Origin of the sequence: Flavisolibacter ginsenosidimutans, assembly GCF_007970805.1 — a bacterium.
In the GTDB taxonomy this organism is placed as follows: Bacteria; Bacteroidota; Bacteroidia; order Chitinophagales; family Chitinophagaceae; genus Flavisolibacter; species Flavisolibacter ginsenosidimutans.
In genome coordinates this window covers 1,054,555-1,079,240 of record NZ_CP042433.1, presented here as the reverse complement: position 1 = coordinate 1,079,240, position 24,686 = coordinate 1,054,555, and the positions used below count along the sequence as shown (strand labels likewise).

Here is a 24,686-nt window from a genome sequence, read left to right as displayed (position 1 = left end):
AGTGTGCGACGCAACAGGCACTGAATAGAATTATGAAAGCTGGCTAAAAAATTTTAGGAGAAACGCATTTCAGCGTCAACCCTTATTCAAAGAATACTTTTACCGTTTGGTAAAACAACCGCGTTTGCACGGCCTGCGGTACGGATTGATTGCTTTCGCTGTAGCCTTTTAAACCAAATAACCCCGCAGCGTTGCCTTTGTTCACTGCTATTTCCATGTAGCCAGCGCTGTTGAAAAGCACCAGCATTTCGCCGTGGGCTACGTCGGCATAAGAGCCGCTGATGCGTTCAATGATTTCGTCGCGGCGAAAAACAATTTTAAAACGACGGCCGCGACGCTGCCGTTCAAACTGGTCTTGTGTAATGTTGACGATGACGTTCTCAAAGGCATCAATAAAAATGATCTGGCCTTCCATCCAATCTTCGCCAAGCGTGGGGCGCAGCGGATGTTTCTCAAGATAAGGAGGATCGGGGATGCCGATGTTTTGCACCGGTTCGCCGTTGGTTAGTTGCGTGATGGCTTTGGCCGCAACGTCAATGCAATACAGCGTGTTTTTAATGGCCGATTTTTCGAGCGGCACGCCCAATACCATTTCTGGTTTTTCTTCGATGATCATGCTGAGCAAACCGTTGTCGGCGCAAATGATGTACTGGTCTTTGTAAAAAGCAAAAAGGAGTTGTTCGGGTTTTGACTCGAACAAATTCACCAGTATAATGTGGTACGTAAACTCGGGAAAATTTTTAATAGCGTTTCGGCAGACGTAAGAGGTTTGCGGGTAATTGAAGGGCGAAAGTTTGTGTGTGATGTCAATGATTTGAAACTCGGGGTTGATGCGCAAGAGCCGCCCTTTAACTGCACCGGCAAGATAATCTTGCTCGCCAATGTCCGATGTAAGGGTAACCAGTGGCATGTGCAGTCGGGAAATAAAGTTGGTTTAATGAGTAACGAATCGCTTTCAGAAAAATTTCACTTGATTAGCTTTCCATCTTTGAAGAAAAAGTTTTTTACCAGTTTATCCGACAGGCCAGGAAAGAACTTGTTCATAAAAACGGTTTGCTTGCCGGTGAACGTGATCACTAGCGTTCGTTTTCGTTTTCGAATTGCGTTTAGTACACGTTCGGCTACTTCTTCTGCCGGCATCAATTTTCCTTCATCAAACGGGCTGGCGCCTTGCGCCGCGCCGTTCTCGGTTAAAGCCGCATTCCGAATGTTGGACGCTGTGTAGCCCGGACAAACCCACATTACATGCACGCCGTCGTCAAGCAATTCCGTGCGAATGGCTTCGAGCCAACCTTGCAAGGCAAACTTGGAGGCCGAATAACCGCTGCGGCCCGGAAGTCCGCGGTAGCCGGCGATAGAGGAAACACCCACGATAGAGCCTTTTCTTTCAATGATAGAATTCAATGCAAAACGGGTGCAATACACCGATCCGAAAAAGTTTATGTCCATGACTCTTCTTATCACATCAGCATTCGTGTCCTTCAACAAGGCCCGCATCGAAACACCGGCATTGTTGATTAAAACATCAATGCCGCCAAATACTTTAATGGTTGACTCGATGAAATTCCGGCAATCGTTTTCGATGCTCACATCTGCTAAAAACGTATGCAGCGGATAGGAAGGAAATTCGGATTGGAGACGGTATAGTTTATCGTGGTGACGGGCACAGGTGGAGACTTTTGCACCCAGCATCAGCAACTTTTCGACGAGTGCTTTGCCGATGCCATCGGTTCCGCCGGTGACCACAACTACTTTGTCTTTATAAAAATCATTCATAGAAAATACAGTGCGCAAACCTAACTGAAAATGGAGTGGTAGAAAAGGGAATTTTCCCAATTCTTACGGGGAAAAAGTTGTAAACAATTGCGTAGCGCCTTATTCGCCGGGGTGATAGGTGCGTTCGGCTTTCTTTAGCACATCGGCTTTGTAAAAATTTACGTCTTTAAACTTTCCTTCGATGTAGCCTTGCGCCTGGTCGGTAAAATGTTTTGACGAAGGATCGAAGGATTCGCCGCCGGTGACGATGGTTTTTGCTTTGAGTTTTTTTCCAAATTCAACGGCGGCAATAAAACTGTTGCCCGAATAACCGTAACGGTTTTTTGTATCGAAGCGCCGCGAAGCAAACGAAGGAAGCGAGCCCCAGGTACCGGGCCCAAGGCCAACGGGAAGGCTTGGCGCATTGTCATCAAAAACATTGATGGCTGTACGTTGATAACGATTGACATCGCCCCAGGGAACGTTCCATTTTCCGTATAATTTTTCCAGGTCTTTGCGTGTTTCGGCAAGCAGTGAGAGTTTTTCATTTGCCGATATCGTTTCCGCCATGCGTTGAAAATTGCCAATGGCATTTGTCGCAGCTTCAGTAGTTTTTGCCGCCGGAATTTTTGTCGCCAGTTTCGTTGCCCATTCAATGGCAAGCGTTGTGGCTACGGAAGAAGCGGATGCGGCCTTATCCCATTCTTTCAACCGACTGATTGGTTGTTCAAGTTCTTTTTTCAAAGCATCGTTGGTGGAGAGTTCATCGTAACCTTTAAAGAGCGGCGGCAACAAAATATCAAAAGCAGAGAGGTAAGTGTTGTAACCAATTTTTATAATGGAATCAAGCGTTACATTCTTTGCTTTTGAAAGAAGTCGTGCTGCATTTACGGCGCGGCCGTTTTGTCCTTCGGGCGCCATGTAGGTCGGATAATCTTCTTTTCGCGGGCTGCTTTCGCCTGACGACGTAAAAGGAGTGGAGTTACAGTTTTGAATCCAACCGCTTTCCGGATTGTATAGATGAATGATTTCATCAAGCGGATGAATGCCTTTCCAATCTGTTTCGGAAGAGCTTCCGTCAACTGGCAACGACCAATCGTATTTCGGATTGCGCCTGGGCATGAAGTTGCCGTGCCAGTAAGCAATGTTTCCTTTGTCATCGGCAAACACAGTGTTGTTTGAATTGTTGCTGCGCATCTCCATGATTTTTTTAAAGTCGTTAAAGCCTTTTGCTTTTGTGCGCAGCCAGGATTGCATCAGCGCAGAAAGAGAGCGGTTATTTTCTTTTAACGCAAGCCATTTACCATCTCGCTTTCCCATGACCGGTCCATGAACCGTTTCATAAGCTGTGAATATTTTTTGCACCATCAGGCCATTTTGTTTATAGCTGATGAAAACCTTTTTTTCCTTGACAGCTCTAATTTTCGAACTCCCAATCATATACAAATATGTTTGGTGTCCATTGATAGACGTGTCGCCAACTGCTTCTTCATACACATCTGCTACATCTGCATAACTCGATGTGTGCATCCAGCCGCAGTGTTCATTGAACCCTTGATAAACGAAAAACTGTCCCCAGGTTACAGCCCCGTAAGCGTTCAATCCTTCTTCGCTAACCATGTGTGCTTCGGTTCTGAAATAAAACGTTACGTGTGGGTTGATGTAAAGAATAGCATTACCCGATGCCGTTCGTGATGGTGCAATGGCAAATCCGTTCGAACCGTTAGGATTGAAATTGTTGATGGAAAGTTCGGGTCTTACAAACGATATCGCTTCGTCCTTTCCCTCGTAAAAATTTTTTAAATCTTTTACGGTCAGGCCGCCGGTTTGCGTAGGAGCAATGCTGCCGTCGGTGTACATAAGCGGAAACCAAGGCTCAAATCTTTTCAGCACCAGCGGTTTTGTTTCGGGATGTTTGTACAAATAATAATTTACACCGTCGGCAAAAGCGTTCAACAGTGCTTTAAACCATTGCGGACTGTTTGTGTAATCTTTCTTCGCTGCCGTGCTGTCGTAAATCAGGCGCATTTGCAAGTCTTCGTATAAATGTTGCCCGCCTTCCACTTCGGAAAGGCGGCCCATGATCTCCAAATAATTCCGTTCTACCCGCGCAAAGTTTTGGCAGCATTGCACGTACAGTAAACCAAAAACCGCATCGGCATCTTTCTTTCCATAAATGTGCGGAACGCCCCAATTGTCTTCAACTATTGTTACCTGTTTCGCCTGTGTTTCCCAGCGGGAAATTTCCTGCGGTGTAAAATTTTGCGCAAAAGCAGCAAGTGGCAAAAAGAGAATGAAAAGAAACTTTTTCATAGCGTTGTTGAAAGGGGTGAAGATAAAAAAAGAAAACCCCGCATCAAGGCGGGGTCGTACAGATACAATTAAACTATTTATTTTTTTGCGGACGGTTTGTTGTTTTTGGGAATGGGAATTAAAACCGGTTTCGGCTTCTTTATACCCAGCAACACGGCCAGCACATCTCTCCAATTCATAGTTGTATTAGGTTTTGAGGTTGTTTTAGGATTGATTACTGCTGTAAAATAAACAGATAAAATCATTTAGCGTGTTAAAAGAACAAGTTTTTTCTTTTCTTTTTCTTTACTGAAATGCTGACTAAAATTTTTGTGAATTGCCTTGCTTTCAATCAATGCTGCGAGGTTTATTTGAAAGCAGGCGTTGTAAAAGAAGATACCTTACGCTGTTTGACGGCGCATTGTCGAAGGCGAAGAATCGAGAAAATCATTTGCCTTTTGCCCGTCATTAAAAAGTCCCATCGGTTGATGGGACTTTTGTGACTCCGTCAGGATTCAAACCTGAAACCTTCTGATCCGTAGTCAGATGCTCTATTCAGTTGAGCTACGGAGCCATTTGCGGGCAGCAAAAATAGGGCTTGCAATAAAACGCGCCAAAACTGTTTTAAAAAATTTTTAGGCTTGCCGTTTATAAATTGCGGACTCACTGATTTTCTGTCGTGCGAGTTCATTGTAACGGTCTTGTTCCGATAAGAATCTTGAAGTCGTTAGAAGCTAAAAACGACTGCAGGCAGTCAATAAATGGAAGAAAGGTAGCTTTAACCGACAAGAAACAAGAGCTTGGCGATAGGCCTTGCATCTTTCAGAAAAATGAAATAGTTTCCTTACTTAAACTTTTACAACATGAAAAAATTCCTGTTTGCCTTCATGGCCATTTTTGCTTTTGGTCTCGCATCCCAAGCCCAAGTAACCACTAAAACAAAAGTTGAGACGACTAAAGCAAAAACGCAAACGATGCCTGCGAAAACCGCCGCTCTACCAAAGGCAGCGACAACGACAACAAAGACGACAGCTACGACTGCTACAACTACCACGGCCAAAACAAAAAAAGACGGCACGCCGGACATGCGCTACAAAGACAACAAAGAAAAGTCTAAAACCACAACCACTTCAACAACAACTACAACAGGCCCAACTAAAAAAGACGGAACCTTGGATATGCGTTATAAAGCCAACAAGCAAGGGAAGAAACAGTAAGAAAGAAGTTATCGCAAAACAAAGCCCCGCTCAATGCGGGGCTTTTGCTTAATCGTTCTTCACGTTCTTCCGGTCGCTTTGCTTTTCTTTCCGGTTGTGGGTTACGTCGTCTCCTTTGGTATCCCACTCTTCGTTGCTGCGGCTGTCAATATCATCTTTATTCTGCGGCTGCGGCCTGTGCGTATTGGGCACCGTTTTGTTCTGACCCGTGCTATTGTCTCTGCTGTGTTTCATAATAAATCGTTTTTTAAAACCGCAGAAAAATCATACCAGCCCGACACGGTATTGCAAACGGAACGTTCTTAAAAATTGGCAATCAGCTGGTAAGCTACCTCTCGGCCAGAGTTCAGGGCTGCCTCAACGGTCCCGATTTCAGGACCGTGATGAAGACCTTCACCAGCGAAATAGACCGTGCCGTCAACAGGTTGCAAAACTGTCTGCATAAAGCCTTTGCCATTAACAACTTCATAAGAATAAGCGCCGCAAAAATGCAGGTCAGCCGACCAGTTGTGCATCTGCCCGCTTTTTAATTTCTGCGAAAGCTGAAGAACGTCAATGTTGAAAATTTGACTTAGCGAGTACAGCGCTTTTTGAATGACATTCTCCTTATTAACCGTATCAAATACATCAGCCCTTGGGCCGCCAAGCCAACCAACCAAAATAGCTTGCTTCTTTGGGTGTTGCGTCCACCAGGTTGGTATTTGTTCCATGGAAAAGAGAAAATTAAGATCCGTTAAATCTTTCCCAGCCGTAAGCTCTTTATCCTTCCAAAAAGCGTCATCAAAGCTGAGAATAGTTTTTACCACATGACCAAAGCCCAGGTTTTGCGCCGCTAATTTTTTTTCGGGCAAAGCGGGAAAGAATTCAATGCCTCCGTTTTGCAAAACGCCAACGGAAACAGTAATCAGTGCCTTTTTTGCACGAACAGAATTTTGTACGGTGACGGCTTCAACGTTGCTCTTTTTCCAATGCAATTGCAACACAGCTTGCGAAAAATAGAATTGCACACCGTTTTCTTTGCACCGTTGTTCGAGATGATTCACCAATTGCAGATACCCGCCTTCGATGCGGTATTGCTCGTCGTCGCTTTTTGCCAGCTCGTTACGCAACGAAAACGTACTTGCCCTGTTTAGATCAGCAGCATAATATCCTTCCACGTAATTTTTCAACGAAAACCGCAATTCCTCGTACTTAGCACCGGCTAAATGAGCTGAAAGAAATTCAGCAACCGGAATGTCCTGACTCAGTTCTTTAAACTTTTTCTCCAGGTCGGAATAATCGTCAATGAAATCTTCCTGCTCGGCCAATCGTCCGTCTTTATACTGCCAAATGCTGCCGCGGACAGGAGTGATTTTTATACCGGCTTTTTTCAACAATTCTTTTGTGATTGGCAGGTTTCCATGTACGAACTCAGCGCCTAACTCTACCGGATAACCATCGTCGTTGTGAAAGGTAAAAATTCGTCCGCCGGCTTTTTCTTTTGCTTCAATTACTGCCACGGATTTACCCGTTAAAACTATCTCAAGGGCAGCCATCAAACCGGCGGCACCGGCGCCAATAATAACCACATCAAAAGTCTTCGATTCCATGGTTCACGCACTGCAATTTTCATCCCAGCTAAATAAAAAAGGCCAGACTTCAGTCTGGCCTTTTTTATTTAATGACTCGTTTATTCGGGTAAGTTACGGTTGCGGTCGTACTCCTTTTTCTCGGTCCAGTAGGAGGCAATCAAACCCAAACCTCCGCCAACGGCTATAAGCGAAAAATAAAGGAATGGGATGTTGTGCTGATAATGATACGAGTCGTTGCCATTTCTCAATACGTTCGTATCTATAAGATAAGCGGTCAGCAATCCGAGGCCAGCACCCAAAAGCAACAAGCCAAGTTTGAGACTTTTAAACGGTGCGGGACTGTTGTAGCGTTGTTTTGGGTTCATTCCCTTTTCAACCATGGCGAGATTCTCTCTCGTTTTCAGGTAAACAATGCCAAAGATCATGGCAAATCCGCCGGCAAAAATGGTGATGGGAACTAAAACTTCTGCGCCTTGCATAAAATGTTTTTTTATTGTGATGAGTATTTTGGTTTCGGCTTTCTGGTGTTCTGCTTCATCTGACGACGTTTGTTTTGCCCGGGTTACAGCGAATGCAGGATTTTTTTTAAAAGCCGTTCTGAAGAATAAGACGCCGGCTGAAAAGGGGAGGTTACAAGTTTTTTCTGTGTAAGAAAAAGGCCCATTTATGTAACCGGCTTTTGTCATCCTGCTCAACTTCCGTTGCGACGCACACTTGTACGTTCGGAACTTTACTCAACTGCTTTATTGCCGCCCAGCGAACAAAACGCACAGGAGTGCAATCCTTTGGCAAACTCAGGGTAAACTGTACGAAAAGCTCAATCGATGTTCCGGGATATGGTTCATAAAAAATCTCTGCGAATGGCACAAAAAATGCCGGCATAAACCGGCATTTTGCTTCCCGTTCTTAACGAGCCTATCGCCCTTTTACAAAATCAATTTCGTTCCAGGTTTCAACGCTAACGTTGCCCGTACTTTTCACACGAACCTTTGCTTCATCGCTCAGAATAATCTTCAGTTTGCGGTTTTGCAAAGTAGTGGCCGAGCGCAAGGTTCCCGTGCCGTTCATATATACCCTTGAAAGAAGGCTTGCGGGCACATACACAATTGTTTGCCCGGGCACATGAACGCCACGAATGGAAAGAAAAAGACTACCGTCAACTTCTTTGGTCATTACGCTTCTTGCATCGCCTTCCACTGTAATGTCCGGCGAAGTACCCTCGGTAAGAACAACCGTAAGGTCATCTTCCACCACAAGTGAAGTAAAGGCTTCGGAGAAATGAACCGTCGTTGGCGAAGGCATTGTTTTGCGCTCTTGTGCAACTGCCGCGGTGCTTGCAATAACAAGCAACAAAGCGGCTAAAACGAATTTTGGTTTCATACTGTTTTCAAATTTAGACAACAAAGTTGCCTTGCCCGTTACAGGAAGTCAATCGCACAAAGAAGTGTGTTTTTGGCCGTTTTTGCCTGGTCAGGGCGATTTCATCACATAAGTATGTAGCTCTAAAAAAATAAAGGCGTAAAGAAGATTGTCTTCTTTACGCCTTTGCCTTTTTGCACTTTGTTGTTAGGTTTTCTTTTTGGCTATTTGAAAAGCCCGGGAAATGTTGAAGCCGAATTGAATTTCTCCCTTGCCCCAGCGGTTGGTAGTTTCGGTGAGGAAAGCCCTTTCGTTCATGCCTATGGCATTGGTGAAGTGAAGTTGAAACACGTGCCCGCCGGTTTCAATGTCGAAGCCAATGGACAGTGGATTGTGCAACTCGGTTCGTGCGTCGTTTTGATTGACCACGTAGTAATAATCTACGTTCAGCGAAACGCGTTTGGAAAGTTTGAGTCTTCCGCCAAAACCAGCAGCAAACAAATCGTTTGGATCGGCCGCCAGCTCTACAAAATTGCGGTGTAAAAGAATCGGCGAAAGTTGCAGCGTAAGCCGCTCGCTAAACTTGCGGCCAATAACTGCCTGTCCGTAATAGCCAAGGCGCGATGAGAATAAATTTTTTCGCGCAGGGTCGCTCCACGGTGCGCCAACAACAGTAGAACCGCCAACGGCAACCAAAGAGAAAGGCATTGACTTTGGTCCCGTGGATTGCTGAATGATGCGCCATTTTACAAATCCGTCCACTTCTTTTTTTAGTGTGCCGCGTCCAATGCCGACGGTGAGGTTGTTGGAAATGCCATAGTCCAATCCTAAACGGGTTGTGGCCTGGTCAAGACCGAAGAATTCGGAAATTCCCTGGTTCACGTTGCCAAAGCGGTGCAAAATGCGAAAATCCAACACACCGGGCCGCAACATTTCAATGCTGTGCGACATGATGACTCTTGTGGATTTAAAGGCACCGTAAACGTATTCTTTTTTCGGCGTTGTATCGGCAACGCCTTTCAGCAGATCAGTGTCTTGCGCACGACTGGCCAAGGCAACAAAAGTCGCCAGCACAAGGGAGATTGGTTTTGATTTCATGATGGATTAACCTTTAAACGGTTCCAGCCGGGTGTCCACGCTAATTTTAATGGAGTTGGAAATCTTGTCTTTCACCACAGCCGGAATCGAGATGTTGTAATCGGAAAGTTTAATGTTGAAGGTAGAAGCTGCGTCAACCTTGCCGTTGTTCACCTTGATCGTTCCCGGTGCTTCCACGTCCTTTGTAACACCGTGAATGGTAAGCTTGCCTTTTACCGTTACGTTGTAGGTTCCGTCTTTTGCAAAATTCACAGCTGCATTGTTGGCAACGACACCTTTAAAATCAGCCTTGGGATATTTATCGCTTTCAACGTAGTTCTCGTTGAAGTGTTCCTGCATCAATTTCTTTTCAAACTCAAAGCCTTTCATCGGTACGCTGAATTGCATGGCTCCGCTTTTAGTGTCCAACACTGCGGTTACGGTATTGTTTTTTGCGGCAATGTCTTCCAAAGCGGCTTTCGAGAAGAAATCAATTTGCCCGGTCTTTGTAAAATACCGGTCTTGCGCATTTGTAACCGTTGCAAAGAGTACGAGACCAGAGAGAATAATCAGATTTTTTCTGAACATGGTGTCTTTGTTTTTATATAGAAAATTTAATCTTTGTTTTTAACGCCGCCCGACCGCAACTGAACAGTTGTTCCCAACCCGCTCAGGAGATCATTAGGATCGTTACTTGATGCCTGATAACCGCTGCAAATGCCTTGCAAAACGGTACTGCTTCCGGCTTTCAGCTTTTCGTAATCTTTTGCATGATACTTTTTATCCAGTGCCACCACCACTTCTGAAAGCGAACTTTCTTCACCCAAAATGACGGCACCAGCCGTATCTATCTTTTTCACGATGCCCGATACTTCTACTACTTTTTCGATGTATTGTTTGCTGGCAATAGCCGTATCTTTTTCAAAAGCGGCAATTAATGCTTTAGCTGTTATTGCGGCATCGGGTTTGTCTTGAACTATATCGCCTCTGGACTTAAAGACGATAGCGTAGCCGACAACTGCCACAACAACGATGAGCAGAAAGACTCCCAAAATGATTTTACGTTTCATAATTAAACACTAAAGATAAAATCGCGGAATAGATCATCCGGCACGGTTTCGTTAAATACGTCTATTCGCGCAGTTACGTTGCCCGCTTAATTATTTGGTGCGCCGGCATCAATCCAGACTTTTACTCTTCGGATGTCGCAACCGTTCATTTTTGCTGCTCCCTGCGGCATGGGCTGCAGTCCCGGTGCATGTGTGATGGCGCCGTACAAGCGGCCATCACCGGCTACAACTTTTACACCTGCGTAGGAACTAAGATCAATGTTGCCGGAAGGCACGGGAGCAACATGGCAACCGGTACATCCGTACGACGTTAAAATGTTTGCAACGGTAGTTGAATACTTTGTGCTAGCCGCATCAACGGGACAATTGTAAAGCTGTTCTTCGTTGTTGTAATAGCAACCGGCAGCAATAATGGCAACAAGAAACAACAAAAGGAAAGAAATCTTTTTCAATGCTGAGGGAATTTACAGCTATGAGTCAACTTCATTTGCGGCAACGTAACCGTGAAGCACAAAAACTCGAAAGCATTTATTTTACGTTGGAACCGTTTTGTGCCACGTTGTTCGGGTTTACCAGGATTAATTTTCCGTTGGGCTCTTCCGCCGTTAAAATCATGCCTTGACTTTCGATGCCGCGCATTTTGCGTGGAGCAAGATTGGCCACAACAATGACTTGCTTGTTCAGCAATTCTTCCGGCGAAAAATGTTGTGCAATGCCCGAAACGATGGTTCGTTTTTCAAAACCAAGGTCCACTTCGAGCTTTAAAAGCTTATCGGCCTTTTGCACTTTTTCCGCGGAGAGAATGGTGCCAATGCGCAGGTCAAGCTTGTCAAAATCGTCGTAAACAATTTCTGATTTGAGATTTGCGATTTGGGATTGATCGGAAGATGTTTCGTTTTTGTTTGCCTCTTGCTGATTGCTCATTGTTCTTAATTTGTCAACTTGGTATTGCACTTCTGCGTCTTCAATCTTTCGGAACAACAATTGCGGCGGACGAAGCGAATAACCGACGCTTAATAGTTTTAACGTGCCCGCATTTTCCCAGGCTAGCATCTTGTCCACCACCTTCATTAAATGACACATTTTTTTTGCCGTGTTGGGCAAAAATGGATTGATGAAAATGGCAAGGTTGGCGCAAAGCTGCAAGCACAGATGAAGGCAGTTATCAATTTGCACCTGCGCTTCTTCAATAATAGCGCCTTCGCCATAAATCTGCTTTGCCTTAATCCACGGTTCTTTTTCCTGCATGTATTTGTTGCCTTTGCGGGCCAGGTCAATCACTTCAAACAAGGCATCGCGAAACTTGTACTCTTCGAGCAAACGCTCAATCCGGACTTTTGAATTTTGGATTTCGGAAATTAACTCTTTGTCCTTCGCATCGGCAATGTCGTTGTGAAACTTCGGCACCTTGCCGTACGTCAGCTTGTGCATGAGCACAAACGTGCGGTTAAAGAAATTGGCAAACACCGCAACTAATTCACCGTTTACCGCATCCTGAAATCCTTTCCAGGTAAACTCGCTGTCTTTGGTTTCGGGCAGAATGGTGGTTAAATAATAACGCAAGGCATCGGCCATTTGCGGACCGCCGTTCTCTTTTTTTATAAAATCATCAATATAGTCTTGCATCTCCAATTTCCAGTTGCGGCTGGTGCTCATCTTGTCGCCTTCAAGGTTCATGAATTCGTTGGCGGGCACGTTGTCGGGGAGAATGTATTCGTGCAGCTTCAGCATTACGGGGAAAATGATGCAATGAAAAACAATATTGTCTTTGCCGATAAAGTGAACCAGCTTCGTTTCTTTGTCCAGCCAGTACGGCTTCCAATCATTGCCCGTGTTCAAAGCCCATTGTTTTGTAGCGCTGATGTAACCAATAGGCGCATCAAACCATACGTAAAGCACTTTTCCTTCGGCATCGGGCAGGGGAACTTTCACACCCCAATCCAGGTCTCTCGTTACGGCTCGTGGCTGCAAACCCGCGTCAATCCAGCTTTTGCACTGACCCAACACGTTTGCTTTCCAGTCGTTTTGATGCTGGTTCAAGATCCAGTTTCGCAACCAGTCTTCGTGTTTATTTAAGGGCAGGTACCAATGCCTCGTTGCTTTTTTCACTGGCGGCTTTCCGCTTAATGTGCTCACCGGGTTTATTAGTTCATCGGGACTGAGTGACGTTCCGCAGCGTTCGCACTGATCGCCGTAAGCGTTTTCAAAACCGCAATTGGGACAAGTGCCTTTAATGTAGCGATCAGCCAAAAAGGTTTGCGCTTCTTCGTCGTAGTATTGTTCGCTTTCTTTTATTTCCAGATCATCTCGATCGTTCAGGTACGTAAAAAACTCTTGTGCTGTTTCGTGATGAATCGGGTTGGAAGTCCGGTCGTAGATGTCGAACGAAATAGAGAGATCGTCAAAATTTTCTTTGATGATGCCGTGGTATTTGTCAATGATGGCTTGCGAGGTTGTGCCTTCTTTCATGGCCTGAATGGGAATAGCCGTGCCGTGTTCGTCGCTGCCGCAAACAAAAACCACGTCGCGGCCTTGTGCCCGTAAATAGCGAACGTAAATATCGGCTGGAAGATAAGCGCCGGCAAGGTGTCCAATGTGTTTTAATCCGTTTGCATACGGCAAAGCCGCAGTAATTAAATATCGCTTTGGAGTCATTGAAATTTTCTGGTTTTTAATTTCTACTTTCTAATTCTTCTTGTTCACCCGTTATTCTTGTTACAGAAAGCCAGTAGAACGGTGAAGAACCATTCAAAGAAATCTTTTATTGATCTTGTTAATCTGCGGCTCAAAAATACCGTAAAGCATCCAACCACTTTTGAAATGCTGCAACAAGACCTAATTTGTGCGTCAATTTTTGCGTATGATTATTCCCTCGTACTTAAAGAAAGGCGATACTATCGGCATTGTTGCGCCAGCAGGTTTTATGCCCGTTGAAAAAATGCAGACTTGCATTGAAACCCTTGATGCCTGGGGCTACAACGTTGAGATGGGCACAACGACGCACAGCAACTCAACAAATTATTTTTCCGGCACCGATGAAGAACGCTTACAAGACTTGCAGCAAATGCTGGACAATAAAAAAATTGACGCCATTCTTTGTGCCCGCGGCGGCTACGGAACCAGCCGCATAATTGATGACCTGGATTTTAAAAAATTCCGCAAACACCCGAAATGGATCATTGGCTTCAGCGACGTTACCGTGCTGCATTCGCATCTTTATACCAATTATAAAATTGCTTCGCTGCACGCACCCATGGCTGCGGCTTTCAACGAGGGCGAAGCGAACAATCCATTTGTTCAATCATTAAGACAAGCTTTGGAAGGTGAACCCGCAACGTATGAAACCGCTAGTCACGAATTTAACAAGGCTGGTTTGGTTGAAGCTGAATTAATAGGAGGGAACCTGAGTTTGCTGGCCCATTTAATTGGGACTGATTCGGACCTTAAAACAAAGCACAGAATTCTTTTTTTAGAAGACGTTGGTGAATATCTCTACAATATTGATCGCATGTTGGTGCAATTAAAACGTGCGGGCAAATTCGACAAGCTTGCAGGCCTCATCATCGGCGGTTTCACCGACAGCAAAGACACGGAACGTCCGTTCGGAAAAAACGTCCATGAAATTATTTACGATCACGTCAAAGAATTTGATTATCCCGTTTGTTTTGATTTTCCGGTAAGTCATGCAAAAGAAAATTATGCACTGAAAATAGGTGTGAATTACAGCCTTGAGACTGGCAGCGATAAAACGGTCTTGAAGGAAGTGTCTGAACCGTGATTGTCTGAACCGTGATTTGGGTGGATGAAAAGAATTTGCTGGAAATAAAAGAGTCGTTCATCACCGAACGACTCTTGCTTTATAAGATTGTTTTTATTTCCTCCTAATCCTCAAAATCTCGTCAAGTCACGGTTCAGGCGGACTAAAACCGGCTGAAATAATTCCGCAAGCGGTTCGACAAATCGGTTTGAATTTGCCGGTACAGTTCCGCCATAATCTCTTCTTCACGAGGCGGATCGTAATGTTTGTTTTTGTTCAGCAAAGCTTTGTCGCTTTCGCTCAAGGCTCTTTCGTCGCCGGTGTAGGTGGCGAACTCGGTTTGCCAACGGTGTTCGCCGGTAAAGCGATCTGTCCACAAAATTCTTCCGCTTGGGTCGCGCAGAAAAAGGTACAAATCACCTTCCGATACCAGCAAGCGTTTGGTAGAAGTGATCGTCGCTCTTACAGTTCCGTATTCCTTCACAACGGAATCTTTTTTGTAAACAATTTCTTTCACCACAACTTGTTTCGATACTTCGCGGCGGCTGCTTTGATCGTAAGGCTGCCCGATGCGAATGCGGCCCAGGTTCATCTCCAAAATTTGGTCGGGTTCAATCCGGGCGCCTTGCATGTCCCATTCGGAATAAAACTTTACAAAATTGTCGTTCATGTTGAACGCAAGTGTGCGCATCACTTCGTTCTGAAATTGCTGCAACTGGTAACTGCTGCTGTAATTGTAGCCACGATAGTTTTGAATGGGAACAATTAAAATTTTTATCACGGCGGCATTGTAAGCTTCGTCGCGTTTGGCACGGATAACGGCGTTATCGCGAAAGCGTAAGGCACGGACAAATTCGTAATAACCGTTGCGGGCGGCTTGTTTGGTGCCTTCGCTCATCCATCTTTCAGCAGCGGCCAAATGCACGTCGGCAGCTTTGTCGCGATAGGTTTGCACGTAGTCGCTGTAATTGCGGGCATTAACCAAAGCCGCTGCCGCCGGCGATTGTTGAACAGCATTGTACAAATCCTGAAGCTCGTTGTATTCGTTCAGGATGGCTTCGTAACGGTTGTCGTTGTTGCTTGTGGAAAGATTGCGTATGGCATCTTCATGCCGGTTCACCGCAAAGACGTAAGCGCTTTTCAGGATGTCTTTGCTTTCAGCATCGGAAGAATTTTTTTGAAGCTTTTTTACACTTAGTTCAACGGCTTCGTCGTAATCTCCTTTGTCGTACGATTTGCTTGCGGTTTTACAGGCAGAAAAAAAGAAAGCGGATGCAAAAAGAAGTGCGTAAAGTTTAGTCATGGTTTGTGGTTTATTCATTAAAAGCAAAAGACCGCCCAAAGGTTACAATCAAAACGTTATTTGAGGAGTCCTTAACAAGCACCGTTGCAATGCTCGCCAAAAATAAGGCGCTTAGCCAAACGTAGTCCTGCCGTTCGTACTTTTTCAAGTTGTTTGACAAGTGCTGAATTGAGACATTATTTTTGCCCGGTGAAAAAAATCTTCATTTTTCTCCTTGCCAATTGCTTGTTGACCATTGCTCGTTCTCAATCGTACTGGCAGCAGCAAGCCGATTACACCATTGACGTTTCGCTGAACGACAAAGAAAAAACGCTTGATGGTTTTGAAAGCATTCTTTACACCAATCATTCGCCCGACACGCTTCACTTTATCTGGTTTCATCTCTGGCCCAATGCTTATAAAAACGATCGAACGGCTTTCAGCGATCAACTGCTACAAAACGGCAATACCCGGTTTTATTTTTCCAATAAAGAACAACGAGGCTACATCAACCGCCTCGATTTTAAAATAGACGGAACAACCGCAACAACCGAAGATCATCCGCAATACATTGATGTCATCAAAGTGCTTCTTTCCACGCCCTTGCTTCCCGGTGGGCAAATCAACGTTACCACGCCTTTTCACGTAAAGCTTCCGTTTAATTTTTCACGCGGCGGTTATGATGGTGAGAGCTTTCAAATCACGCAATGGTATCCCAAACCCGCTGTGTACGACAAGGCCGGCTGGCACCCGATGCCTTACTTAGACCAGGGAGAATTTTACAGCGAGTTTGGCGGCTATGATGTCCGCGTCACGCTGCCAAAAGATTACGTGGTGGCGGCCACCGGCGAATTGCAAGACGCTGAAGAAAAAGAATGGCTGAAAAACCGTGCGAATTATTCAATACCAGAAATAGCAAAAAGCAAAACACCGGTTAATAAAAGAAGAGTAATAACGTCGAAACCGGCAATCACGGTTGCAAAAAAAATATCGGGGCAAGAAACAAAAACACTTCACTTTAAACAAACAAACGTTGTACACGATTTTGCCCTGTTTGCGGACAAGAATTTTATTGTCAACAGCGACACATTGAACTTAACTGCCGGCCGAACTTTAAATGTGTCTTCTTATTACACGCCTTCGCAAAAAAATATTTGGAAGAACAGTGTGCAGTACGCAAAAGAAGCCTTGCGTTTTTATTCAGCGGAAGTGGGCGAATACCCTTACAACGTTGCTTCTGTGGTGCAAGGCCCGCAAAGTTTTGGCGGCGGTATGGAGTATCCCACCATCACCGTTATTTCTCCATCTTCTTCCGCGCAGGCGCTTGACGATGTGATTGCACACGAGTTAGGCCACAACTGGTTTTACGGTTTGCTTGCCACGAACGAAAGAGATCATCCGTGGATGGACGAAGGCATCAATTCTTTTTACGAAGACAAATACATTGAACAGAAATACGGCAAGCAACCGAAGCTGATGGAACTGGCTTTTCAAGCAAAGGCCACCAACAAAACTGATCAACCCATTGAAACGCCTTCCGAAAAATTCAGTGAGTACAATTACGGCCTGGTGGCTTATCACAAAACGGCGGAGTGGATGAAAAGTTTGGAAGAAAAATTGGGTAGGGATACTTTCCGCGAGATGATGCATCAATACTTTTCGCTGTGGAAGTTTAAGCATCCGCAACCCGAAGATTTCAAAAAAATTGTAGCGGATAAATTGGGTGCCGCTGAGACGGAAAACCTGTTTGCACAGTTAAAGACAAAAGGCGTTCTTTCAAACAACAATTTAAAAGGAACAACGGTTATTTTTCCGTTGAAGAAAAACGCCATAAAAAATTATACGCTCAATCCTACAAAAAACTCAATCATCGTTTCGCCGTCCTTAGGCTTTAATGTTTTTGATAAATTGATGATCGGAGGCTTGGCAACAAATTATGGTTCACCAACGGTTGCGTTAAATTTTCTTGCGATACCGATGTATGCGACAGGCAGCAACAACCTTGTAGGTTTGGGCAAACTGAATTATGCCGTTCGTTCCGATGGATTTGTTCGTAAGACGGATATTTTTTTGAATGCCTCTTCGTTTTCAATGGATGAATTCAAGGACGAAGACAACAACAAATACAAAATGCGTTTTGTAAAGTTGGTTCCAGGCCTTCGTTTTACGTTCAAAGAAAAAGACCCGAGAAGCACGGTGACAAAACATCTTCAATGGAAAACATTTCTGATCAACGAACAAAACCTGCACATCGCTGTTGATAGCATTAAAAGGCCAACCGATACGGTTGTGAAATTTAACTACAGCACACCCTGGACAAACCGGTATCTGAACCAATTGCAGTTTGTTTACCGGGACCTCCGCGCTCTTTATCCGTTTGATGTAGCGTTGCAGGCGGAGCAAGCCAAAGATTTCGTTCGCACAATGCTGACCGCAAATTATTTTTTCAATTACGCCAAAAGCGGAGGACTGAACGTTCGCTTTTTTGCCGGCAAGTTTTTTTATCTAGGCGAGAAAACAATTCAAAAGCAGTTTGCAAACGACCGTTATTATTTAAACATGACCGGACCGAAAGGTTACGAAGATTATACCTACAGCGATTATTTTATCGGCCGCAACAAGTTCGACGGTTTGTCCAATCAACAAATCATGATTCGTGACGGCGCCTTTAAAGTGCGCACGGATTTGCTGGCAAGCAAGGTTGGCAAAACCGACGATTGGCTGATGACCGCGAATTTTGTGAGCACGGTTCCGCAAAAAATTAACCCGCTTTCGGTGCTTCCGGTGAAAATTCCGTTGCGGGTTTTTGCCGATGTTGGCACCTACGCCGAAGCCTGGAACAAGAATGCTGATGCCGACCGTTTTTTGTTTGACTTCGGTTTGCAGATACCGCTCTTTTACGAAACGGTAAATATTTACGTTCCGCTTTTTTACAGCAACGTTTACCGCGATTATTTCAAGTCCACCATTCCCAACAACCGTTTCTTGAAAACAATTTCCTTCAGCATTAATTTCTTCAATAAGGATTTGAAAAAACTTAACCGCGAACTGGAATTTTGATGCAGGCGTTAAAGATTACATACCTGCAGCGCCGCGACGTGAACGATGAAAAATGGAACGCCTGTATTGCGTCTTCAGTCAACGGATTGATTTATGCGTACAGTTTCTACCTTGATGCGATGACGGATAACTGGGATGCGCTGGTGCTTGGTGATTACGAAGCGGTCATGCCTTTGCCCTGGCGAAAAAAATGGGGCATTACCTATTTGTATTATCCTTTTTTAACGGCGCAGTTGGGCGTGTTCAGTAAGGAATTGAGCGTAGATATTTTTGAAGATTTTTTAAATGCCGTTCCGAAAAAATTTGAGTTCTGGGATATTTCTTTCAACCAGCAAAACCTTTTTGCGGTAAAAGGCTACCCGCTTTACGAACGGAGCAATTACGTCCTCTCGCTAAATAAAACGTATGAGGATTTGTACAAAGCATACCGCGAGAACGTTCGCCGTAATGTCAAAAAAAGTTTGCGTTATGGTTGTTGTGTTAAGACGGATGTTTTGATTGACGAAATTATTGCGCTGGCGAAACTCCAGGCGCAAAAGGCTACGGAGAAGGGTCTTGAAAACTTCAAAAATTTGTTTGCACTCTTGGATGAAAAAGGCATGGCGAAAACGTACGGCGTGGTTTCGCAAAAGGACGAACTCCTTGCTTCAGCCGTTTTTCTTTTCTCAAACAACAGGGCTTATTATATCCTTGTAGGCAATCATCCGAACGGCCGCACACTCGGCGCTTCTCATGCCTTGATAGATGCTTTCATTAAAGACCATGCGGGACAAGATTTGTTGCTCGATTTTGAGGGCAGCGACGTCCGCAACCTGCAGTTTTTTTACAGCTCGTTTGGTGCGAAGGAAGAAAAATACGCAGCCATAAAATTGAACCGTTTGCCGTGGTGGGTAAGGCTGGTGAAGCAAGATGCTTATTAAAAAATTCGTTGAACTTGCAACGCTTGCTGTGTTTTAATTGTCAGGGCAAGAAACTTCGTTCCATGAAAAAAATAGTATTGTTGTCCGCTGTGTTTCCCGTCATCTTTTTTTTGCAGGCGTGCCGGAAGAACGTTGTGTCTGTCTTAGATTTTCGACTTCGCGGCAATTGGGAATTGAGGAAGGTTTACAGCAGTTTTCCTCCGCCCGGTTTCAAACCCGATTATGCTCCGGGCAATGGAAATGTTTGGAAATTTTCGACTTCGACGTATGAACGTTACGACAGCAACAGGTTGGTAAAAAGCGGAACGTACTCCTTAATCAAATCTGAAGTTCAAGGTTATGAAGCACCTTGCTTTATAATTTTCGACAACAACACAACATTCCGAACTGGTTTAGACATCAAGAGCGATACACTCGTCTTGTACACAGGCAGTATTGCTGCGGATGGAGCGATCGAAAAATTCGTGCGGCAGTTCTAATTAGAGCTTGTGTCCGTTGCCGAATAGACTAACGGAACCTACAAGCGTGCGACGCAACAAAAGTTCAATAGTAGCAATGCGGATGAATACACAAAAGAAAAGGACAACCTTAACGGCTTTCTTTAATCAAAAAGTTTATGCGACCTAAGTTCCCTTTAGGGACAGGGTTTTAATTCAAGCTCCGGAAATCCACCGGCACCAAGCGGCTTACGCCGGGTTCCTGCATGGTAACACCGTAAATCACGTCCACAGCGCTCATGGTGGTTTTGTTGTGCGTAACGATGATGAACTGCGAGTTGTTCGAAAACTCGCGGATCATGTTGGTGAACTTGCTTACGTTGGCGTCGTCGAGCGGCGCATCCACTTCATCCAAAATACAAAACGGCGCAGGCTTGATGAGATAAATGGCAAAGAGCAGGGCAGTGGCTGTTAAGGTTCTTTCGCCACCACTCAACTGCGTGATAGAACTTGGCCGCTTTCCTTTTGGCTTTGCCATGATGTCAATGCCGGTTTCGGGTAAATTGTCTGGATTTTCCAAAACAAGGTCGCACTGATCGTCGTCGGTGAACAAGGTTTTAAAAACACGGATGAAGTTTTCCCGCACCTGGTTAAACGTATCGAGAAATTTTTGGTTGGCCGTGCTTTCCACTTCGGCAATGGTTTGCATCAGGCTTTGCTTCGCGTCCACGAGATCGTTCTTTTGCTCCACGATGAATTCGTAACGCTTGCGCATTTCTTCAAAGGCTTCGATGGCCGTGGGATTCACTTCGCCAAAATTCTCCAAACGCTTCTTCATTTTGTCGGCCTTCTCCTGCAAATCTTCTAGCGCTGTTTCCGAGGTTCGTGCTTCGTCGAGAATGTCTTCGATGGCAATTTTAAATTCTACGTTCAGGCGTTCTTTCGTGCCCGCCAATTGAAGTTTTAAATCATTCAGCTTGTCTTTGATGGCGGCAAGCAAATGCTCGATGTTTTCCTTTTCTTTCACCTTGTGCCGCAACTCGCTTTCTTTTGCACTGAGTTGGTTGCGAAGGTTATAATAAGCTTGATCGGCTTCGTTCAACGTTTGTTCTTCGTTTTGACGGCGGCGCATCAGTTCGTGCAATCCTTCTTCAACGGCTGACAAATCTTCTTCCGATTGCAAAATGTTTTCGGCCGTTTGCTTTAACTGCGCGGTGTTTGTTTCCACTTGCACACGCAGATCGTTCAATTGATTGCTCTTGAACTGAAGTTCCTGTTTCAGTGAATTGATCTTGCTTTGTTCGCGGGTAAGCTGCAGGTTCAAATTGTTGTACTGCGCATTGACTTCGTTGTACTCAAGTTCTACAGCGCGGTAGCCTTCTTCAGCACCTTGCAAATCCGCTGCAAACTGTGCTAGTGATTCGTTCAAGTCCGTCAATTCGGTTCGAACGTTCTGAATGGAAAGCGTTGTGTTTTCCAATTGCTCACCTAATTCTTCGATGCGGTTTTGCGCGGTGGCCTGCGAATGTTGCAGGTTTTCGAGCTTGTTTTGCAAGCCGTACAATTCATTATTGGCCTGTTGAATTTCTCTTTCGGTTTGCTTGATGGCCGCTTCTTTCAAATCGGCATTAAAAGCAATCACTTCGTTGTGGCGTGCCTGAATTTGCGCAGACAAATCGTCCACAATTATTTGCTGCGCCGCAATGTCGCCGCGAAGTTTTTCAAGATTCTTTGCGCGGCCAATTTTCTTTCCTTCAAACAGTCCGACGCTTCCGCCTTTCAACGTGTATTGTCCTTTTACGTATTTGCCGTGGCGTTCCAAAACCACCGCGCCGTTGCTGCTTTCCAAAGCCGCTTCGTCATCAGCAATGAAAACATTGCCCAAGAGTTTTTCGGCCAACGGACGATAGGCGTCTTCTACTTCAATCACATTCATTGCAGGAATTGTCCCTTCAGGCGTGTGACCGTTTCCTGATAAATCCGTTTCTTCCCGCGAATCCTGGTTCTGCACTTTGTCCAACAGGAAAAAGTTAGCCTTGCCTTTTTTTGCTTCGTCCAACAAATGAACCGCCTGCAAACCTTCCAGCAGGTTGTTCACTACGTAATAATTCAGGTAAGGTTCCAGCACGTTTTCAAGCGCCGCACGGTATTCTTCCTTCACGTAAATGATGTCGGAGAGAATGGGCGCCGTGTGGTTCCAGTTTTTATTGTTGTGCAAAAACTTCACGCTTTCCGGATAGCCTTCCATTGAATCAATGAGGCTTTTTAAAAGATCGTGTTCGTTCTTTTTCGCGTCAAGTTTCCTTGTTTCGACTGCCAGTTCGGAACGCAATCTTTCCAATACTGACTGCGTTTGCAAAATCTGCTCTTTGGTATTGTTGTGGTGCTGTTGCAATTGCTCCAAATCGGTTTGTTTGGATGCGAGGCTTTCTGCCTTTTCTTCTTTGGCCGTTTGCAGGCTTGCAATCTGGTCTTCTCTGTTCGCCTTGTCTTCTTCCAAATGCCAGATGGTGCGTTGCAGGTTTTGAATGGACGTATCGGCCACCGCCACTTTTTTTTCCGCGTCAAACTGGCTGCGCTGCACTTGCTGATGCGAGGTGCGGAGGTTGTTCAGCACTGTGCGTCTTTCGTCCACCACGCTTCGTTTCGCGTCCACCTGGGACCGGAATTCCTCCAGTTGCTTCGCGAGGTTTTGCAACACTTCACTTTCGTCAGTGATTTGCTTCTGTGTGAACGAAATGCTTTCCTCAAGACCGGTGATTTGGCCTTCGGCCTTGTTCAGAAAGGCTGAGAGATTTTCTTCGCGTTCGCGCAGGTATTGTAAACGTTGGGTAGCAAGATTTTTTTCGTTTTCTTTCGTACGAAGGTTTTGCACGAGGTCGTTAAACGATTGTTGCAAGGTGTGAAGTTCCTGTTCCTTTTCAATGAAACCAACCCGTTCGCCTTCAAGGGATGCTTCTTCGGTAGCAATCTCTGCTTCCAGAGCAATGCGCTTGTCGGTTTCTTCTTCGTGCTTTTCGTTCAGTTCTTTGTACGTGAGATTAAAGCCTTCGAGTGCCGCCTTTGCCAATTCAATGCTGACTTCGCGGTATTCTTTTTTTATCTCGTAATATTTCTGCGCTTTTTTCGCCTGGTTCTCTAAGGATTTTAATTGGTTGTTGATTTCAAAAAGCAAGTCTTCGATGCGGGCTAAATCTTGTTCGGTGGCATCAAGTTTTTGCTTTGCCTCTTTCTTTCTTGTTTTGTAAATGGAGATGCCCGCGGCTTGTTCCAACATGCGGCGGCGGCTGTTGTCCTTGTCTTTAATCAGATCGTCCACCATGCCCAATTCAATGATGGCGTAACTGTCGGTGGAAACGCCGGTATCCATAAACAAATTCTGTATGTCCTTCAGGCGGCATTGCACGTCGTTGAGGCGGTATTCGCTTTCACCGTTTTTATAAAACTTGCGGGTAATGGTCACGGTGTTGAATTCCGTGGGCAAAAGGTTCCGCGTGTTTTCAAAGGTCAGACTCACTTCGGCCAAACCGCTGGCACTGCGGGTTTTGGAGCCGTTGAACACCAGACTTTCTAAATTTTCGGAACGCAAGTGCGAAATTTTCTGTTCGCCAATCACCCAGCGAATGCTGTCCACGATGTTGCTTTTGCCGCAACCGTTCGGGCCCACAATGCCGGTGATGTTCTCGTCGAAATTCACCTGTGTTTTGTCGGCAAAACTTTTAAAGCCTTTTATCTCCAAAGATTTTAATCGCAAGGTGTTTTTGTTTTTGAAGGGAGCAAATATAACGGTTGCGGGATAGAGTTGCCGCGGTTTTAGCCGAAGCCGGTTCCGGCCGGTTAAACGTTCAAGACTGATGCAAATCAGCACAGGGCTTGAGGCTTTTCATAAAACGCTTCTTTTAAATAACAAAGTTTTGCAGTTGAAACAAAACCTAAAATCATGACCGTCATTGTACCGGTTGACTTCTCCGCACAGTCCATCAACGCCGCTTCTTTTGCGTCCAAAATGCTCACCGGCATTTACGGCGCTGACCTCGTTCTGTATCATTTATATCTTAATGAGAGCGAGGAAAAAGACGTGATTGAAAATTTGCAAAAAATCAAAGACGCCCTGCTGGGAAGCAGCATCGTCAAAATCCGTTGCCTTGCCGAAAAAGGCAATGGCCTTGTTTATTATTTAACGCGGCTGATTAACAAGGAAGATGCAAGTCTTGTTGTTATGTCGGTAAGCGACCGGGTGAAATTTTTTGAAGACAGTTATTCCTTGCAGATGATGGCGCAGGGTTCCTGCCCGGTAATGGTAATTCCTTACGGCTATTTTTACAACGACGTAAAAACAGTGGCTCTTGCGTCGGACTTTAAAGACGTGGACAAAACCATTCCGCTAAACAAGGTGAAGAAAGTGCTGGACATCTTTCGCCCGCAATTGCACATTGTACACGTAAACCCCAAAATTTACGTTACGTTGAACGACGAATTACAGGATCAACGCAACCAACTGGCGGAAATGTTCAACGACTATCATCCCGAATTTCATTTTATTACCACTAACAACTTTGCCGAAAGTCTTGATCAATTCATAAGTGATAAAGAGGTTGATCTTGTATTAACCTTTCCCCGAAAGCACAGTTATTTAAGTACGCTGATCAAAGGCACCAATACGCAAAAGCTGGTGTACAAAAATGCCGTACCGGTATTGGCAGCGCACGAGTAACCTTCTGCATTTAATTCCTTCCGTATTTGTCTCTCGCTAGCCAGCCCAGCGTCAACCTTTGACTTAACGCTTTGACGCTATTCAACGTTTCTCTTCAAGGTGCTTTAAGCGCGGCAATTATGCATAAATCGGCAGTACAAAAGCTCACAAATCAGGCAAAAGGTACTGCCAAGCA

Annotated in this window: 20 protein-coding genes and 1 tRNA gene; 5 read left to right on the top strand and 16 right to left on the bottom strand. The window is 45.0% G+C overall.

Features of this window, described 5'->3' with window-relative positions:
• Window positions 1-82: 82 nt before the first annotated feature.
• From FSB75_RS04490 to FSB75_RS04475, 4 genes are all read right to left on the bottom strand, one after another.
• Window positions 83-910 carry an SAM hydrolase/SAM-dependent halogenase family protein gene (locus tag FSB75_RS04490; RefSeq protein WP_146783397.1) on the bottom strand — a complete coding sequence of 276 codons (828 nt, stop codon included), beginning with the start codon at window positions 908-910 and terminating at the stop codon, window positions 83-85.
• A gap of 56 nt (window positions 911-966) precedes the next feature.
• Window positions 967-1,776, bottom strand: a complete 810-nt coding sequence (locus FSB75_RS04485; RefSeq protein ID WP_146783394.1) for an SDR family oxidoreductase — start codon at window positions 1,774-1,776, stop codon at window positions 967-969.
• A 99-nt stretch (window positions 1,777-1,875) separates the two neighbouring features.
• Window positions 1,876-4,068 carry a penicillin acylase family protein gene (locus tag FSB75_RS04480; protein WP_146783391.1) on the bottom strand — a complete coding sequence of 731 codons (2,193 nt, stop codon included), beginning with the start codon at window positions 4,066-4,068 and terminating at the stop codon, window positions 1,876-1,878.
• A 479-nt stretch (window positions 4,069-4,547) separates the two neighbouring features.
• A tRNA-Arg gene (locus tag FSB75_RS04475) sits at window positions 4,548-4,621 on the bottom strand.
• 289 nt (window positions 4,622-4,910) lie between these two features.
• Between FSB75_RS04475 and FSB75_RS04470 the strand changes: the two genes are divergently transcribed.
• Window positions 4,911-5,264, top strand: coding sequence for a hypothetical protein (locus tag FSB75_RS04470; protein ID WP_146783388.1), 354 nt, complete (start codon window positions 4,911-4,913; stop codon window positions 5,262-5,264).
• A gap of 48 nt (window positions 5,265-5,312) precedes the next feature.
• On the opposite strand, the gene FSB75_RS04465 is transcribed toward FSB75_RS04470, so the two are convergent.
• From FSB75_RS04465 to metG, 10 genes are all read right to left on the bottom strand, one after another.
• Window positions 5,313-5,498, bottom strand: a complete 186-nt coding sequence (locus FSB75_RS04465) for a hypothetical protein (protein WP_146783385.1) — start codon at window positions 5,496-5,498, stop codon at window positions 5,313-5,315.
• Window positions 5,499-5,566: 68 nt separating this feature from the next.
• Complete coding sequence (locus FSB75_RS04460) at window positions 5,567-6,853, bottom strand: flavin monoamine oxidase family protein (protein ID WP_146783382.1); 1,287 nt, start codon at window positions 6,851-6,853, stop codon at window positions 5,567-5,569.
• Window positions 6,854-6,933: 80 nt separating this feature from the next.
• Window positions 6,934-7,314 carry a DUF6249 domain-containing protein gene (locus tag FSB75_RS04455; RefSeq protein WP_146783379.1) on the bottom strand — a complete coding sequence of 127 codons (381 nt, stop codon included), beginning with the start codon at window positions 7,312-7,314 and terminating at the stop codon, window positions 6,934-6,936.
• Window positions 7,315-7,465: 151 nt separating this feature from the next.
• On the bottom strand, window positions 7,466-7,717 hold the full coding sequence (locus FSB75_RS04450; protein WP_146783376.1) for a phospholipase D-like domain-containing protein: 252 nt from the start codon (window positions 7,715-7,717) through the stop codon (window positions 7,466-7,468).
• Window positions 7,718-7,750: 33 nt separating this feature from the next.
• Window positions 7,751-8,215, bottom strand: coding sequence for a GIN domain-containing protein (locus tag FSB75_RS04445; protein ID WP_146783373.1), 465 nt, complete (start codon window positions 8,213-8,215; stop codon window positions 7,751-7,753).
• Window positions 8,216-8,401: 186 nt separating this feature from the next.
• Window positions 8,402-9,292 (bottom strand): DUF5777 family beta-barrel protein, encoded by an 891-nt coding sequence (locus FSB75_RS04440; RefSeq protein ID WP_146783370.1) that lies wholly within the window; start codon window positions 9,290-9,292, stop codon window positions 8,402-8,404.
• A gap of 6 nt (window positions 9,293-9,298) precedes the next feature.
• Window positions 9,299-9,859 (bottom strand): YceI family protein, encoded by a 561-nt coding sequence (locus FSB75_RS04435; RefSeq protein WP_146783368.1) that lies wholly within the window; start codon window positions 9,857-9,859, stop codon window positions 9,299-9,301.
• Window positions 9,860-9,885: 26 nt separating this feature from the next.
• Complete coding sequence (locus tag FSB75_RS04430; RefSeq protein WP_146783365.1) at window positions 9,886-10,341, bottom strand: OB-fold protein; 456 nt, start codon at window positions 10,339-10,341, stop codon at window positions 9,886-9,888.
• Window positions 10,342-10,427: 86 nt separating this feature from the next.
• Window positions 10,428-10,793: a hypothetical protein gene (locus FSB75_RS04425; protein WP_146783362.1), complete on the bottom strand. Its 366-nt coding sequence runs from the start codon at window positions 10,791-10,793 to the stop codon at window positions 10,428-10,430.
• 76 nt (window positions 10,794-10,869) lie between these two features.
• Window positions 10,870-12,996 (bottom strand): methionine--tRNA ligase, encoded by a 2,127-nt coding sequence (gene metG / locus FSB75_RS04420; protein ID WP_146783359.1) that lies wholly within the window; start codon window positions 12,994-12,996, stop codon window positions 10,870-10,872.
• Window positions 12,997-13,201: 205 nt separating this feature from the next.
• On the opposite strand from metG, the gene FSB75_RS04415 reads away from it, so the two are divergent.
• Window positions 13,202-14,119 (top strand): S66 peptidase family protein, encoded by a 918-nt coding sequence (locus tag FSB75_RS04415; RefSeq protein WP_146783356.1) that lies wholly within the window; start codon window positions 13,202-13,204, stop codon window positions 14,117-14,119.
• Window positions 14,120-14,261: 142 nt separating this feature from the next.
• Here the strand turns inward: FSB75_RS04415 and FSB75_RS04410 are convergent, their stop codons facing one another.
• A complete protein-coding gene (locus tag FSB75_RS04410) occupies window positions 14,262-15,401 on the bottom strand; it encodes a hypothetical protein (protein ID WP_146783352.1) in 1,140 nt (379 codons plus the stop codon).
• A gap of 189 nt (window positions 15,402-15,590) precedes the next feature.
• Here FSB75_RS04410 and FSB75_RS04405 point away from each other — a divergent pair, with 189 nt between their 5' ends.
• Together FSB75_RS04405 and FSB75_RS04400 are read left to right on the top strand one after the other, a co-directional pair.
• On the top strand, window positions 15,591-18,440 hold the full coding sequence (locus FSB75_RS04405; RefSeq protein ID WP_146783349.1) for a M1 family metallopeptidase: 2,850 nt from the start codon (window positions 15,591-15,593) through the stop codon (window positions 18,438-18,440).
• Window positions 18,440-19,360, top strand: a complete 921-nt coding sequence (locus tag FSB75_RS04400) for a GNAT family N-acetyltransferase (RefSeq protein ID WP_172623060.1) — start codon at window positions 18,440-18,442, stop codon at window positions 19,358-19,360. Before FSB75_RS04405 ends, FSB75_RS04400 begins: the two co-directional genes overlap by 1 nt.
• A 648-nt stretch (window positions 19,361-20,008) precedes the next feature.
• Here FSB75_RS04400 and smc read toward each other — a convergent pair.
• A complete protein-coding gene (smc, locus tag FSB75_RS04395) occupies window positions 20,009-23,551 on the bottom strand; it encodes a chromosome segregation protein SMC (protein WP_146783343.1) in 3,543 nt (1,180 codons plus the stop codon).
• A 186-nt stretch (window positions 23,552-23,737) separates the two neighbouring features.
• Here smc and FSB75_RS04390 point away from each other — a divergent pair, with 186 nt between their 5' ends.
• Window positions 23,738-24,511 (top strand): universal stress protein, encoded by a 774-nt coding sequence (locus FSB75_RS04390; RefSeq protein ID WP_146783340.1) that lies wholly within the window; start codon window positions 23,738-23,740, stop codon window positions 24,509-24,511.
• The last annotated feature ends 175 nt before the right edge of the window (window positions 24,512-24,686 follow it).